We start from the raw sequence: 13406 nt of genomic DNA on the forward strand, positions 1-13406 counted from the left end.
CGAAGGATGCACGGCCCCGATGCTTCCGCGCGTTGCATCTCCGCTTGCCGAGAGTGTGGGGCCGTCGACCCTTCGAGACGCCGCTTCGCGGCTCCTCCAGCGACAAAGGCGAAGCCTTTGCGCGGGGGTGACGGAGATAGATTGTTCGTCGCGACTACTACTCCCGCCGCTGCAGCGCCATCAACGTCCCGCTCATGGTGGCCACCAGCGTTTCAATGCCGTCCTGCACGGCATAGGCGCGGCCGTCGCAGACCGTCAGCGTGCGGCCCGGCTTGACCACGACGCCGCGGAACACGAAGCGCTCGCCGCGCGCCGGCGCGAGGAGATTGGTCTTGAACTCCACGGTGAGGATGTCGGAGCCATCAGGCATCAGCGTGAAGGCGGCAATCCCGCAGGCATTGTCGAGACCCGCGGTGATGATTCCGGCATGCACGAAGCCGTTCTGCTGGCAGAACTCCGGTGCATAGGGCATCGCGAGATCGACCTCGCCCGGCTCGATGCGCGCGATCGAGATGCCGAGCGTCTGCATCGCACGCTGGCGCGCGAACGTATTGGCTGCCACCGCGCGATAGTCGGGATTCTTCGGCTCGAAACGGGGCATGGCGGTCACGCACTCACGGGTTCGGACGGCACGAGATGCGGCATCGCCGCGTAGCGGATCGCCGGCGCAAAGGGCGCCGCCTTGCGCGCGGCACGATCGATATGGACCGCCGTGATCTCGCAGGTCGCGGCGATCTCGCCGGCCTCCGCATTGCGCATTTCGTGCAGGATGCGGACCGACTTGTCGCGGAACTCGACCAGCCGGCTCTTGACCTCGACGAGGTCGCCGGCGAGCAGTTCGCGCTTGTAGGAGATGTTCTGCTGCACGGCGGCCATGCCACGGCCGGACTCGCGCAGATAGCTCGGCGTCAGGCCGAGCCGCGCAAACATGTTCCAGTTCGCCTCGTCGAACTTGCCGACGTACCACATGACGTTCATGTGGCCGATGTGGTCGCAGTGCCAAGGATAGACCGTGCCGCGATAGGTCGCCTCGCCCTCCATGGTACCCCTCCCTTCGATTGTTGATACGGTAGCGTATCAAGGACGAAGCGGGCTAGCAATACGGTACCGTATCAAAGCATGATCCGGAAAAGTGCGAAGTGGTTTTCCGAAAAGATCATGCTCAAACAAGAGATTAGTGAGCGATGACTCTGATCGCGCACTAAGACGCGCGGAGATCACATGACTGAAAGCAAGGGCGACGTCTGGGTCGCGGCCGGCTTTGCCGAGCTCGCGCATAGCGGCGTCGACGGGGTGCGGGTCGAGGTGCTGGCGAAGAATCTCGGCGTCACCAAGGGTGGCTTCTACCGCCGCTTCAGGGATCGCGCCGCGCTGCTCGAGACCATGCTGACGCGCTGGCGCGACGGACGCATCGCCGCAATCGAGAAGCAGACCGCGCTCGACGGCGCAAGCGCGCGCGAGCGGCTGAAGGCGATCATCACGCTCTATTCGGAGCGCATGAACACCGAGGCGATGGCGGTCGAGCTCGCGATCCGGCAATGGGCGCGCACCGACGAGGCCGCGGCCACCGCCGCCGCGAGCGTCGATGCCGCACGGCTCAAGCAGGTCGGCCAGCTCTATCGCGCCACCGGGCTATCCACCGAGGAGGCCGATGCGCAGGCCTTCCTGTTCTACTGCTTCATCTTCGGCCAGAGCCTGCTGTTCCCACAACGCGGTCCGCGCAAGCGCGCGCAACTGCTGGCGCAATCGGCGGACAAGCTGCTGGTGGAAAGCCAGTAGAAACGGAGTCAATGAAAAGCGGCCGGCTTGCGCCGGCCGCTCGTCAGACTTCAGCTTCGGCCGGGCTCAGGCGCCCTTCAGGTGCTTGTTGCATTCGCTCCAGTAGCCGCCGCCCTTCTGGATCCACTTCAGGCCGCCATTGCCGCCCGTGGCCTTGTTGGCCTTGTACTGGTCGTCGCAGGTCTTGAAGCGCTGCTTGCCCGGGGTCTCCTGGGCGTATTTGGGATCGACCGCGTTCGGAAACACGGCGGGCCCTGACGGGGCGGCCGGTGCCGCGGCCGGAGCGGCTTCCCGCTTGGCTTCCTTCGGCGCAGCCGGAGCAGGCGCGGCGGCAGCGGGCGGCGGAGCGGCGGGCGCCGCAGCCGGCGTCGCATCGGCGCCGCACTGGGCCTTGCGGAAATCATTCCACTTCTGGCCGTTGAGGGTGCCGGCCGTCTTGGCCGCCTGGTACTTGGCGCTGCACTCCTGCGCGGTCAGGGCCTGCGCCGGCGCGCTCGCCGCAAAGACTGCAAAGCCCGACACCGCAATCGCACACAACAATCTGGTCTGAATGGTCATCCGTGATCTCCCGTCATCCCTGGTTTCCCTTCGGTTTCCCTTCGGTTTCCCTTGGGGGGCATTGGCGTAAGACCATTATCCTAGCGCAACCCCGACTTGCGACAACGCGTGGGCGCGCCCGCGGGCTAAAATATTGTGGCGGCAGGACCACCGTATGTTCATCCACGGTTCAGCATCGCCGCGCGACGTTTCGGCTCCTTCCCTCACGAGGTGCCCCATGATGACGATTTCCAAGCTCGCGACCGCAACCGCCCTTGCTTCCCTGCTGATGGTGGGCGGAGCCTTCGCACAAACCGCCGCGCCCGCCGCCAAGGAGGCCGCTCCGAAGGCCGAGACCAAGGCACCGAAGGAAGCCAAGCCGCGCACCGCCGAGTCGCTGGAGTGCTCGAAGGAGGCCGATGCCAAGGGCCTGCATGGCAAGGAGCGCAAGAAATTCCGCTCCGAGTGCAAGAAGGCGGGCGGCGCTGCCGCTGCGCCGGCCGCGAAGTAACGCGTAGACAAATTTGACATCCTTCACCCTCCCCACCGGGGAGGGTGAAAATCTGCGCGCCGGCGAGCAGGCGCGCAATGCTGCAATCGCGGGACGCATTTGTCCCGAGATTGCGAATTTGCCATAAGGCGGCGTGACCCTGATCCGCGCTTCGATGGCGTTAGCCATTCCCGACCGCAGCAAAGTTCTGAACGGGCTCGAGACTCTCGTCATCGGCGCCGGCGGCGGCTTGCTGTTTTTATGGGCAGGATTGCCGGGCGGGCTGATCTCGGGTGCGATGTGCACGGTCGCGATCGCGGCATTGGCAGGACGGCCGCTCGCGGTGCCGCCGGTGCTGACGCAATCGGTGCTGCTGCTGCTCGGCATCTCGCTGGGCTCGCTGATGTCGCAGCAATTGCTGCAGCACATGAGCTCCTATCCGCTCACCATCGGCCTGCTGGCGCTGGCGACGTTCTGCTCGACCTTCGGCTCGAGCCTCTATCTGCAGCGCGTTCACGGCTGGGACCAGACCTCGGCTTTCCTCGCCGGCAGCCCCGGCGCGCTCTCGCAGATCACGATCCTGGCCGCGGAAAAGGGCGCCGACGTTGCGGCGATCGCCGTGGTGCAGACCATGCGCGTCATCATCCTGACCGCGGCGCTGCCGCTGGTGCTGGCGCTGACCGGGGTGACGCATGCGGCGCCGCCGCCATTGCCGACCACGGTCGCCTCGCCGTTCGGCCTCACAGCCCTGGTCGCCGGGTCGATCGGCGTCTCGCTGCTGCTGCGCTGGATCAAATTCCCTGCAAGCTGGATGTTCGGCGCGATGCTCGCCTCCAGCCTGCTGCATGGCTCAGGGCTGGTCGATGGCGGCCTGCCGCCCTGGCTCCGCAATGCCGCGCTGGTCGGCATCGGTGCGCTGATCGGCACCCGCTTCGCGCGGATGAAGACCTCGACCCTGCTCAGCCACGTCAATGCCGGGCTAGGCTCGTTTGCGATCGCGATCCTGATCTCGGCGGTGTTCGTCGCGGTGATCGGCTTCACCACCCATGTGCGGCTCGCCGACGTCGTGGTCGCCTTCGCGCCCGGCGCGATGGACGCCATGCTGGCGCTGGCGCTGACGTTGCACATCGACCCGATCTTCGTCGGCGCGCACCATCTGTCGCGCTTTTTGTTCGTCACCATCTCGACGCCGGGCATCATCCATCTGTTCGGACGGCCGCAGGACGACGTCGACGATTAGGGTGGGCAACCGGATTGCGCTTCTGATCCCGTCATCCTGAGGTGGCCGCTTCTTCAGCGGCCCTCGAAGGATCGACGGCCCGGCTGGTGGCCGTGCACCCTTCGAGGCTCGCTCCGCTCGCACCTCAGGATGACGGATAAGCAGCGAGTTTGCGCTATGCTCTGGCGGTCCTCGCCACGCCCCAACCGGCAATCGCGGCCATCAGCAGCGAGATCAGCACGTTGTAGCCGGCGAGCGAAATGCCGAGGAAGCGAAACTGCACCTCGTCGCAGCGGACCACCTTGACCTTGTCGAGCTGGTCCAGCAGTGAGCCGGCCTTGCCGAAATCCACCATCAGGCCGGTGCAGTCGGTTGGTCCCGGCCAGAACCCCCATTCGACGCCGGCGTGGTAGGTGCCGAGCCCGGCATTGGCGAGCGCGGCGAGGCCGAGGATCGCGAGCCCTGCGAGCAGCACCGCTCGCGGCGCGCCGCGGGCCGCTGCCAGCGCCACCACGGCGCCGAGCGGGACCGCGAGGTAATAGGCATAGCGCTGCTCGAGGCAGAGTGGACAGGGCATGATCTCCAGCACGAGCTGGAAGAACCAGGCGCCGGCCAGCGTCGCCGCCGCGATCACGGCAATCGCCAGGGCCGAGGTCAATGCAGGATTGCCGGCGGCGGGAACATCCGACGGATGGGCGGTGGCGAGCGTCACGTCGGTCCTCCTGCGAGCATCGTTCGGGAGGGGCATTGGCTGTCCTCCATGCTCAATCCGGGTCGTATCGCGCCAAAATATCGCTGTCGAGGCGCGGGACAATCACATCCGCGCGGGTTGACCGTGACGGGCTGCCCGCTATAGTCCGCCGCGCTTCGCGACCCCGGCCTTTCCGGCCAGGACCATCGCGAATGCCCCTGTGGCGGAACTGGTAGACGCGCTCGACTCAAAATCGAGTTCCGCAAGGAGTGCTGGTTCGATTCCGGCCAGGGGCACCAAACCAAAGATAAGAACTCTCGACTCCAGTTCGATTCCGGCTTTATTCGCCCTGTCGAGAACGCGGAATTCGCGTCGAAGAGCGGGACAGGGCCGGACGACGGAACGCTTGCACGAATCCCGGTCAGTGACGTGACTTTCGGCACTTTCGATCAAGTCACCCTCACCGCCAAATTGCACCGTGCGGTCTTTCCGTACCCCATCCCTGACCGCGCTGGGTCCCCCGGTCAATATGCATGATCACAGCCGGGGGACCTTCTACTCAACCGCGCTTCTCAGGGATTGCGACGACATGAGCCACCGGCAATCCATAGGTTTTCCTTGCACCGTTGGGGTGGTGTCGTGCCTGATCGCACTATCCGCGCCCGCTCACGGCAGGGGCTTCGATTGGTTCTTTGCCCATACTCGGAAGCCTCAGAGCCCGTGTTCGGGACAGCACGTCGTCGCAAGCTTCTATTCTTCGGGGCGGCGCACGGCCAATGGTGACATATTCGACGCCAGTGGGCTAACGGCAGCGCACCGCACCATGCCCTTCGGTTCGCGAGTAACGCTCGTGAATCCCGAGAACGGAAATTCGGTGACCGTTGTAATCAACGACCGCGGCCCGTTTACGCGCGGAGTGACAATCGATCTGACGCGCGGCGCAGCTCGTGCGCTCAACATGCATCGAACGCAGTGGGTGTGCATGCAATGATGTCGAGCGGCTGAATCCATTGCAGCCACGGGTCGAACATTGTTGCTTCGGGTCGTTAAAATCGGCTTGGCGATCCTCAACGGGGCGCCTGCGCCCCGACCGAGCTGCACCTTTGCTTCTCGGCGTGCGGCCTCCGGATCCACACACTCCATGAAGCCGCCGGCGCCGCCTCGTTCGATGCGGCGCCACCACGACGTCCTTGCATAAATAGCCGCACAATTGAATATTCGTTGCGCTGCTTGCAATGACTGGGGCTAGGCCGATGAACACCAAGCTGGAGCCGCGTCGACTGCGCTATTTCATGGAGGTGCTCAATAGCGGCTCCGTGCGCGGCGCCGCCGGCGCACTCGGCATGGATGCCTCGGCGGTCAGCCGGGCGCTTGGCCTGCTCGAGCAGGAATATGGCGCGCCCCTGCTCGAAAGGCGCGGCCGCGGCGTTTCGCCGACCGACGCGGGCCAACTGCTGGCCGCCTACGTGCACCGCCAGCAGAGCGAGCGGCAGGTGCTGCTCGCGCAGATGGACAGCATCCGCAAGGTCGAGTCGGGTCATATCGACCTCGTCACGGGCGAAGGTTATGTCGACTGGCTGGCCAAGACCAGCCTGTGCCGCTTCATGAAAACCCGCCCGAAGATCACAATCAGCCTCGACATCGGAAGCACCGATGAGATCGTCCAACAGGTCGTGGGCGAACGTGCCCATATCGGCGTCCTGTTCAACCCGCCCCGGGACGATAGGCTGCGCTCGCATCATTCGCAGCCGCATCCAATCAAGGCCATGGTGCCGCGTGGACATCCACTGATCCAGCTCGGCCGGCCGCTCAGGCTTGCCGACCTGGCGCCATATCCGGGAGCCGCGATGCATCCGAACTACGGTCTGCGCCAGCATGTCCAGGCAGCCGAGATCAGCGAAGGCGTCCGTCTCGATTTCGCTTTCACGACGGCCTCGTTCGATGCGCTTGCCCATTACGTCACCGCCGGCCTCGGCTATGCGCTGGTGTCGCGCCTTGCGATGACCGAGGCTGATGCCGGCAAGGTGGTGGCGTTACCGATGAGAAATGCTCTGCTGCATCGTGGCCGCACCCACGTCGTCTCGCGTCAGGGACGTACGTTGCCGCCTGCCGCAATGGAGCTGCTGCGGATGATGGTCGGCGAAATGCGCGCGACTTCAAGCGGTGCGCGATAAGCTACGCAAGCTGCGCTCTCACAAATCTAGTTGCGATGCGTCGTTGCGGGAAACCAGATCGCGACCTGCGGAGGCGGACGAAACGCTTTCCAGGTGCCGGGCGGCTGGGCAAGGCGGTCGGCAATCACCCACAACGCCGGCGCATGGAAGCCGAGCCCGATATGCGTCGTGCTCACCTCGACGTTCTCGCGTCCTTCTCCTTGCTGCTCCAGGCACGCGCGCCACGCCACCACGCCATCGGCGCGGGTATAGATCGATGTTGACGGCACCGGAATCGGTTGCGCGAGGCGACTGATCCGCTCGGCTGTCGGCGGCTCGTATTTGCGGCCGGTCAGAAGCCGCCAGATCGCGCGGACATTGCTCGCTCCCGGCGCGGCGAATGGACTGCCGAGCGTGATGACCATCCGCACCGACGCCGGGATTTGCCGCGCGACTTCGCGTGCAATGATGCCTCCGCGACTCCAGCCGACCAGGCTGACCTTCGAGCCGGCGCGCTGTTCGAGCTCGATGACTCGCGCCGCCACCGCGGCAAGGTCCGCGTCCGGTGCACCTACATTGCGGCCACGGCCCCATCCATGGACCTCGTAACCGAGAAATTCGAGGAATGAGCGGATCGCCAGCGTCGATCGGTCATCGGCGCCCAACCCGGGCAAAACCATGACGGGATGCCGCTGTCCCCGCGGCGCGGTCGCCAGAAGCGGCGCTGCCACGGCAAGAAGGGCCGGGATGTCGAGAAATCCGCGCCCTTCCGCGGCAAGCAGGGCGAGCGAGGGTGGTTCGACGGTGTCACGTCCCATGATCAGCATCCGTTGTGGTGGTCGAGAACAGCCCCTGACACTGCGCATCGCCTGGCAAACACGCGCCCGTTACGCCGGCGGCGGGGTCCTTCCGAACACGCCGCCGATCGCCCGCAACAGCCAACTCGGCTGATACTTGATCCATTGGACCGCCAGCTCATTGGCCAGTCCTGCGACCTGCACCGGCTTCCCTGCCATGCAGGCGCGATAGCCCTCCTGCGCGACGGTCTTCGCGTCCATGATCATCATGCTCGGCATGTTGCCGAGATTGGTGCCGTGGACCATTCCGGTGTCCGTAACGCCCGGACACAACGTCGTCAGGGTGATCTTGCTGCCGCTCAATTCCTGCGACAATGCCTCGCCGAACGACAGCACATAGGCCTTTGACGCGGCATAGACCGCCAGGTTCGGCACCGGCATGAACGCCGCGACGGACGCAACGTTCAGGATCCGTCCGTTGTTGCGCTCGAGCATCGGAGCGAGGAAGAGACGGGTCAACGCCGTGATGGCCACGACATTGACTTGCAACAGCCGCAGCTGTTCGTCGAGGCCGATTGCGCTGAAGCGTCCCTCGAGCAACAGGCCGGCATTGTTCACCAACAGATCGACCCGTATGCCGGCGTCCTTCAGCGAATCAAATACCGCCTGCGGTGCCCCCGGTTCGCTCAGGTCGGCGGCAACGATGGTCACCTTGGTGTCATGATTGGCCTTAAGCTCGCGAGCGAGATCCTGCAGCTTGTCACGGCTACGCGCCAGCAGCACGAGGCTGAACCGGTTCGCCGCGAGCACGCGTGCGAGCTCGAGCCCGATGCCTCCCGACGCGCCGGTCACCAGCGCGCACTGCCCCTCATTTCCGCTGACCGACATCAAGGCCCTCCCTTCGCTGTCAGAACAGTTTTTCGCAATCCGCGGACGACACGGGCAAGCAGCCGCGCGCGCGCCAGACGACGGTCATCGCGATGCGGCAGATAGGCGGCGGCGCCTTCCCGCTCCTCGGCATAGGTACGGGAAAACTGGTCGATCGCCCGCAGCAGCGCCTGGGCTTGCGCGAATTGATCGGCCGTTTCCCTCACGTCGCCCAACGACCTGCGCAAGGGCTCTAGCACATCGATCCGGTCGGGATGGCTGGACGGTTCGGATCGCGGGTCGAGACTTCGCGCAGCCGACATCACATCACCGATCGCCTTGGCCGATTGCGCTGACGACGTCACAGGCGACGGCTTCGACCGGTTGCAATCCGTCCACCGTCCGGAGGATATTCCGCGATCGATAGTAGTCGACCAGCGGCGCCGTTTGCTCGTTATAGGCGTCGATACGTATCTTGAGCGTTTCGTGATTGTCGTCGGCGCGCACCGCGCCGCCCTGCTCTCGCGCTTCCTGGGCCCGCGCCTCGATCCGGTTCAGCAACACCGTTTCGTCGGCCTTGAGCTCTACGACATGGTCGATCGCAAGACCTTCGGCATCGAGCAGCTTGTCGAAGCTGACCGCCTGAGCCATCGTCCGCGGGAAGCCGTCGAGGACAAAGCCACGCCCGGCATCTGCTTGCGAGATGCGCTCGATCACCGTGGCGATCACGAGCTGATCCGGAACAAGTCCACCATTCATCATGATATCCTTGACCTTCCGTCCGATGCCGGTGTCGGCGTCGACCGCGGCACGCAGCATGTCGCCGGTCGAGAGGTGCGGTATGCCGTATTCCTCGACCAGGCGTTTCGCCTGCGTGCCCTTGCCCGCGCCGGGCGGCCCCAGCAGAACGATCCTCATCGTATTTGTCCCGATACTCGCTTGATCACCAACGGCATTCCCGCGGAGCTTCGAGCGATCCGGATCCCCGCCCGGGGCCGGATCGCTCGAAACGTCCTCACGCCATCGCCAGGCGCGCGGCCGGGGCAGGCCGCATCGAGAGCAGCAGCAGCAATCCCGACAGCACATAGAGCGCCATCACGAAATACATGCTGTAGATGTTGTCGCCGGTGCTTCGTACGATCATGCCGTTGATCGAGGGGCTGATGGCCGGACCGAGGTTGCCAAGGCTGCTGATCAGCGCAAGCCCGCCGGCGGCGGCGCCGGTGGAGAGATATTCGCTGGTCAGTGCGAAGAACAGCGGCGTCGCAGACGCAATTCCAATCACCGCAAAGGACAAAGCAAGGATCGATCCGACGAGATTGCCCTGCAGCAACGTGGTGATGAACAGGCCGGAGGCAGCGATCGCAACGCAGGCGGTATAGTGCCAGCGGCGCTCGTGCCACTTGTCGGAGTGACGGCCGATCAGGATCATGCCAATCACGCCGGCGGCATTCGGGATCGCCGCATAGACGCCGACAAGAAACAGGTCCTTGACGCCCCAGCTCTGGATTAGGGTCGGCAACCAGAACACCATTGTGTAGGTCGCGCCGAGCAGGAGCAGATAGACGAACGACAGCACATAGACCTTGGGGTCCTTCAGCATCTGCCCGAACGTTCCCGAAGGTTCGCTCTGGATATCCTTCTCATCGTGCTGGAAGGTCTCTTCAAGCAGCGCCTTCTCGTCCGTCGAAAGCCAGGCGGCCTGGTCGGGCTTGTCCTCGAGCAGGGCGTAAACCAGGATACCAAGGATCAGCGCCGGCAATCCCTGTACGAGAAACAGCCACTGCCAGCCATGAAGGCCGGCGGCACCGTCGAAATACTTCAGGATTGAGCCGCACAGCGGACCCGCGATCACGGAAACGATCGTTGTTGCCGACATGAAGACGGCGATCACCTGCCCGCGCCGCGCCGATGGATACCAATAGGTGAAGTAGAGAATCACGCCGGGAAAGAAGCCGGCCTCGAACACACCGAGCAGGAATCGCACCAAATAGAACTGGAACGGCGTCGAGACGAACATCATGGCGGTCGCCGCAAGTCCCCACAGCACCATGATGCGCAGCAGCGTCTTGCGTGCGCCGATCCTCTCCAGCAACAGGTTGCTCGGGACTTCGAAGAGGAAGTAGCCGATAAAGAAAATTCCGGCACCGAGGCCGTACACCGCCTCGTCGAACGGCAGCGTTTGCTTCATCTGCAGCTGCGCATAACCGATATTGATACGGTCGAGATAGGCGATCATGTAGGCGATCAGCAGAAGCGGAATCAGGCGCCAATCGATCTTCGAGAACAGGGATTTGTGCGCCGGGCTTTCCAGGACCGACAGAGATGCCTTGTTTGCGGCGGGCGGGTGCATTCCGGTTTCCTCCAAATGTTCTTTTGATTCCAAGGGCGAGCGGGCGACGCGGCGGCGTTCCCGGCTCCGGCGCTATGATCGATTGAACGGCCGGCCTAGCCGGCCCGGCTTGCCTTGTCGTTTGCGGCGGCCGGCGGCACCTCGTCGGTCTGGATGACCGTCACCGACGCCGCGGCCGAAGCCGGCGCCTTCGATTGAGCCGCGGTCTGCGCCGTGAGCTCGACGATCTCGGCCGGCGGCAGGGCCTCGATCTCGCGCAGCGCTGCCCGCAGGTGCTCGATCATCTCGTAGGACTCGTCCTGCGACAGCACCCGTCGGCACGCGGTCAAGCCAAATTCCAGCAAGCCCGCATAACTGTGCACCGTGATGTTCAACGCGCTGCCGTGATAGGGGATCGACACCGGGAAATAGTGCACCATCCGTGCGCCAGCCATGTAGAGATGCTGCCCCGGCCCCGGCACGTTGGAGATCAGCACATTGCCCGCTGCCGGCATGCGGCTCGCCAGGTTGGAGCGGCCGAGCAGCGAGGCGAGCCCGGTCATCAGCCACGGCGAACCCGTGATCGGCACGTCGACGCCGAGCACCGGCTTCAGTTCGCGCACGACCGCCTTGGCCGCCTCGGATGACGCGTGGATCGCCTTGAAACGGGTCGGCAGGTCATCGATGTCGGTCGCCAGGTCGACGCGGACCGCCGAAACCTGGTTGTTCATCGCCTTGTCGCCTTCCGCACGGAGGCTGACCGGCACCATCGCGATCAAGGATTCCTTGGGTAACAGCCCGCGCTCGGTGAGGAAGCGTTGCAGTGCGATGCTGCACATCGCCATGACGATGGTGTTGACCGTGCCGCCGACACGTTTGCCCAGCACCTTGATGTCCGCGAGCGGCAACGACATCGTGCTGTAGGAGCGTTGATTGGTGATGGAGTCGTTGAACACCGTCTTCGGCGCCAACCCAAGGCTGAGCGAACGCTCCCCTTTCTGCGACCGCTGGGTGGCCATCACGCTCGCAGCCGTGCCGAGTGCCTTGGCGGCTGTCGGCAGGAGTTCTGCGAGCTTGCGATATTGCTGAGCCGCATTGTTGGCGGCCGCCTGCAAGAGCTCGGTCACGCCGAGCTGGTATTCTCCGCTCGAGGCGCGCTTGCGCCGCGGCGGCGGTACCTCGCGCATCTTGGGCGAGATATCGTAGAGCACCTTGGCGAGTTCGACGCCGGCCTTGCCGTCGACACCGCTGTGATGCGCCTTGGTATAGAACGCGACCTGGCCGTTCTCGAGGCCGTCGATGACATACATCTCCCACAGCGGGCGACTGCGGTCGAGCAGCGAGGCGTGCAATCGTGCAACGAGTTGCTCGAGCTGCGCCATGGTGCCCGGCCGCCGCAAGGTGACGGTCCGCACGTGATAGTCGAGCTCGATGTCGTCGTCCTCGATCCAGACCGGCTCGGCGAGCTGGAATGGCATCTGCGCCAGCTTGCGGTTCAGCAATGCCGAGAGATGGAGGCGCTTGCCGAGCATCTCCTTGACGTCCTCGTAGTAGTCGCGCTGGTAGCCCTCGGGGAGATCGAAGATCATCAGACTGCCGACGTGCATCGGCGTTTCCGGCGTTTCGAGATGCAGGAACGATGCATCCATGCTGCTGAGTTGGTCCATTCTCTCCTCCCGTAGCGGTGTGACGGCGATGGCCGTATCCGATGACCGCGTGCCGATACCTCGCGCACCACGGTCTTTGCATTGCTGTCAGGGCCTGAACCTCGCGGCCGCGGCCGCGCCGGATCACGCAGGCGTCTTCAAGCCGACGCCCGGGCCCTGCGCTCCTCCTCGTCGTACAATTCCTTCTTCGAGAGCTTGCCGACCGCGGTCTTCGGCAGTTCAGCGCGGATCTCGAGCGCCTGCACCATCTCGTGCTTGCCGAGCTTATCCTTGAGGAAGGCCTGAAGCTCCTCGAGCTTGAACGGCTTGGCGTCAGCCTTCAGCTTGACGAAGGCCTTGGGCGACTGGCCGCGATACTCGTCGCGAATGCCGATGACGGCGACCTCTTCGACCGCCGGATATTTGTAGATCGCCTCTTCGAGGACGCGCGGATACACGTTGTATCCGCTGCACAGGAGCATGTCCTTGGTGCGGTCGACGATGAAGATGAAGCCGTCCTCATCCATGTAGCCGACATCGCCGGTGCGCAGGAATCCGTCCGCCGTCGTGACCTCGGCGGTGGCGTCCGGGTTGTTCCAGTAGCCCTTCATGACGTTCGGGCCCCTGATGCAGATTTCGCCGCGTTCGCCGAGCGGGACGTACGTGCTGCCGTTGTCGACATCGAGGAACTTGATGACGATGCCGGGCATCGGCATGCCGCAGGAGCCGGCCTTGCGCATCGATCCAGTCTGCGCCGGCGTGAAGGTGCCGCTCGGCGAGGTCTCGGTCATGCCCCAGCCTTCGCTCAGATTGCAGCCGGTGATCGACGCGAACTGCTGCGCCACCTCGAGCGGCAGCGGCGCTCCGCCGGACCCACAATATTTCAGCGTGCGCA

16 protein-coding genes and 1 tRNA gene are annotated in these 13406 nt (G+C 64.5%); 6 read left to right on the plus strand and 11 right to left on the minus strand.

Annotation, left to right across the window (positions count from 1 at the left end):
• Positions 1–157: 157 nt before the first annotated feature.
• Both FNJ47_RS38095 and FNJ47_RS38100 read right to left on the minus strand, forming a co-directional pair.
• Positions 158–601, minus strand: a complete 444-nt coding sequence (locus FNJ47_RS38095) for a PaaI family thioesterase (protein ID WP_163160984.1) — start codon at positions 599–601, stop codon at positions 158–160.
• 5 nt (positions 602–606) lie between these two features.
• Entirely contained in the window at positions 607–1041 is a 435-nt protein-coding gene (locus FNJ47_RS38100) for an acyl-CoA thioesterase (RefSeq protein WP_163160985.1), read from the minus strand.
• Between the two features lie 180 nt (positions 1042–1221).
• On the opposite strand from FNJ47_RS38100, the gene FNJ47_RS38105 reads away from it, so the two are divergent.
• Positions 1222–1779: a TetR/AcrR family transcriptional regulator gene (locus FNJ47_RS38105; RefSeq protein ID WP_163160986.1), complete on the plus strand. Its 558-nt coding sequence runs from the start codon at positions 1222–1224 to the stop codon at positions 1777–1779.
• A 66-nt stretch (positions 1780–1845) separates the two neighbouring features.
• On the opposite strand, the gene FNJ47_RS38110 is transcribed toward FNJ47_RS38105, so the two are convergent.
• Positions 1846–2337 (minus strand): hypothetical protein, encoded by a 492-nt coding sequence (locus FNJ47_RS38110; protein WP_163160987.1) that lies wholly within the window; start codon positions 2335–2337, stop codon positions 1846–1848.
• 220 nt (positions 2338–2557) lie between these two features.
• On the opposite strand from FNJ47_RS38110, the gene FNJ47_RS38115 reads away from it, so the two are divergent.
• Both FNJ47_RS38115 and FNJ47_RS38120 read left to right on the plus strand, forming a co-directional pair.
• Positions 2558–2827, plus strand: coding sequence for a PsiF family protein (locus FNJ47_RS38115; protein ID WP_430649454.1), 270 nt, complete (start codon positions 2558–2560; stop codon positions 2825–2827).
• Between the two features lie 133 nt (positions 2828–2960).
• Positions 2961–4046: an AbrB family transcriptional regulator gene (locus tag FNJ47_RS38120; RefSeq protein WP_430649453.1), complete on the plus strand. Its 1086-nt coding sequence runs from the start codon at positions 2961–2963 to the stop codon at positions 4044–4046.
• Between the two features lie 154 nt (positions 4047–4200).
• On the opposite strand, the gene FNJ47_RS38125 is transcribed toward FNJ47_RS38120, so the two are convergent.
• Positions 4201–4773 carry a disulfide bond formation protein B gene (locus FNJ47_RS38125; protein ID WP_236000334.1) on the minus strand — a complete coding sequence of 191 codons (573 nt, stop codon included), beginning with the start codon at positions 4771–4773 and terminating at the stop codon, positions 4201–4203.
• 157 nt (positions 4774–4930) lie between these two features.
• Here FNJ47_RS38125 and FNJ47_RS38130 point away from each other — a divergent pair.
• The 3 genes from FNJ47_RS38130 to FNJ47_RS38140 all read left to right on the plus strand — a co-directional run bounded on the left by FNJ47_RS38130 (position 4931) and on the right by FNJ47_RS38140 (position 6890).
• Positions 4931–5015 (plus strand) — tRNA-Leu (locus FNJ47_RS38130).
• A 290-nt stretch (positions 5016–5305) separates the two neighbouring features.
• A complete protein-coding gene (locus tag FNJ47_RS38135; protein WP_163160990.1) occupies positions 5306–5707 on the plus strand; it encodes a septal ring lytic transglycosylase RlpA family protein in 402 nt (133 codons plus the stop codon).
• 262 nt (positions 5708–5969) lie between these two features.
• On the plus strand, positions 5970–6890 hold the full coding sequence (locus FNJ47_RS38140) for a LysR family transcriptional regulator (RefSeq protein ID WP_163160991.1): 921 nt from the start codon (positions 5970–5972) through the stop codon (positions 6888–6890).
• 26 nt (positions 6891–6916) lie between these two features.
• Here FNJ47_RS38140 and FNJ47_RS38145 read toward each other — a convergent pair whose 3' ends face one another.
• The 7 genes from FNJ47_RS38145 to FNJ47_RS38175 form a co-directional block, all read right to left on the minus strand.
• Positions 6917–7687, minus strand: a complete 771-nt coding sequence (locus tag FNJ47_RS38145; protein WP_163160992.1) for an esterase/lipase family protein — start codon at positions 7685–7687, stop codon at positions 6917–6919.
• Positions 7688–7756: 69 nt separating this feature from the next.
• Positions 7757–8554 carry an SDR family NAD(P)-dependent oxidoreductase gene (locus FNJ47_RS38150; RefSeq protein ID WP_163160993.1) on the minus strand — a complete coding sequence of 266 codons (798 nt, stop codon included), beginning with the start codon at positions 8552–8554 and terminating at the stop codon, positions 7757–7759.
• On the minus strand, positions 8554–8856 hold the full coding sequence (locus FNJ47_RS38155) for a hypothetical protein (protein WP_163160994.1): 303 nt from the start codon (positions 8854–8856) through the stop codon (positions 8554–8556). The genes FNJ47_RS38150 and FNJ47_RS38155 overlap by 1 nt, the downstream gene beginning before the upstream one ends.
• A gap of 4 nt (positions 8857–8860) precedes the next feature.
• Positions 8861–9451 carry an adenylate kinase gene (locus FNJ47_RS38160; RefSeq protein ID WP_163160995.1) on the minus strand — a complete coding sequence of 197 codons (591 nt, stop codon included), beginning with the start codon at positions 9449–9451 and terminating at the stop codon, positions 8861–8863.
• Positions 9452–9548: 97 nt separating this feature from the next.
• Positions 9549–10886, minus strand: coding sequence for an MFS transporter (locus tag FNJ47_RS38165; protein ID WP_163160996.1), 1338 nt, complete (start codon positions 10884–10886; stop codon positions 9549–9551).
• Between the two features lie 95 nt (positions 10887–10981).
• On the minus strand, positions 10982–12532 hold the full coding sequence (locus FNJ47_RS38170) for a WS/DGAT/MGAT family O-acyltransferase (RefSeq protein WP_163160997.1): 1551 nt from the start codon (positions 12530–12532) through the stop codon (positions 10982–10984).
• Positions 12533–12669: 137 nt separating this feature from the next.
• On the minus strand, positions 12670–13406 hold a 737-nt coding region (locus FNJ47_RS38175), incomplete at its 5' end, for an AMP-binding protein (RefSeq protein WP_163160998.1).

The sequence above is a fragment of the Bradyrhizobium uaiense genome (genome assembly GCF_010811875.1).
In the GTDB taxonomy this organism is placed as follows: Bacteria; Pseudomonadota; Alphaproteobacteria; order Rhizobiales; family Xanthobacteraceae; genus Bradyrhizobium; species Bradyrhizobium uaiense.

Coding starts and splice junctions, on each gene's coding strand:
- FNJ47_RS38155 (WP_163160994.1), bottom strand. CDS start 8,856: ATGTCGGCTGCGCGAAGTCTCGACCCGCGATCCGAACCGTCCAGCCAT.
- FNJ47_RS38110 (WP_163160987.1), bottom strand. CDS start 2,337: ATGACCATTCAGACCAGATTGTTGTGTGCGATTGCGGTGTCGGGCTTT.
- FNJ47_RS38140 (WP_163160991.1), top strand. CDS start 5,970: ATGAACACCAAGCTGGAGCCGCGTCGACTGCGCTATTTCATGGAGGTG.
- FNJ47_RS38170 (WP_163160997.1), bottom strand. CDS start 12,532: ATGGACCAACTCAGCAGCATGGATGCATCGTTCCTGCATCTCGAAACG.
- FNJ47_RS38135 (WP_163160990.1), top strand. CDS start 5,306: ATGAGCCACCGGCAATCCATAGGTTTTCCTTGCACCGTTGGGGTGGTG.
- FNJ47_RS38100 (WP_163160985.1), bottom strand. CDS start 1,041: ATGGAGGGCGAGGCGACCTATCGCGGCACGGTCTATCCTTGGCACTGC.
- FNJ47_RS38165 (WP_163160996.1), bottom strand. CDS start 10,886: ATGCACCCGCCCGCCGCAAACAAGGCATCTCTGTCGGTCCTGGAAAGC.
- FNJ47_RS38150 (WP_163160993.1), bottom strand. CDS start 8,554: ATGTCGGTCAGCGGAAATGAGGGGCAGTGCGCGCTGGTGACCGGCGCG.
- FNJ47_RS38115 (WP_430649454.1), top strand. CDS start 2,558: ATGACGATTTCCAAGCTCGCGACCGCAACCGCCCTTGCTTCCCTGCTG.
- FNJ47_RS38105 (WP_163160986.1), top strand. CDS start 1,222: ATGACTGAAAGCAAGGGCGACGTCTGGGTCGCGGCCGGCTTTGCCGAG.
- FNJ47_RS38160 (WP_163160995.1), bottom strand. CDS start 9,451: ATGAGGATCGTTCTGCTGGGGCCGCCCGGCGCGGGCAAGGGCACGCAG.
- FNJ47_RS38095 (WP_163160984.1), bottom strand. CDS start 601: ATGCCCCGTTTCGAGCCGAAGAATCCCGACTATCGCGCGGTGGCAGCC.
- FNJ47_RS38125 (WP_236000334.1), bottom strand. CDS start 4,773: ATGCCCCTCCCGAACGATGCTCGCAGGAGGACCGACGTGACGCTCGCC.
- FNJ47_RS38145 (WP_163160992.1), bottom strand. CDS start 7,687: ATGGGACGTGACACCGTCGAACCACCCTCGCTCGCCCTGCTTGCCGCG.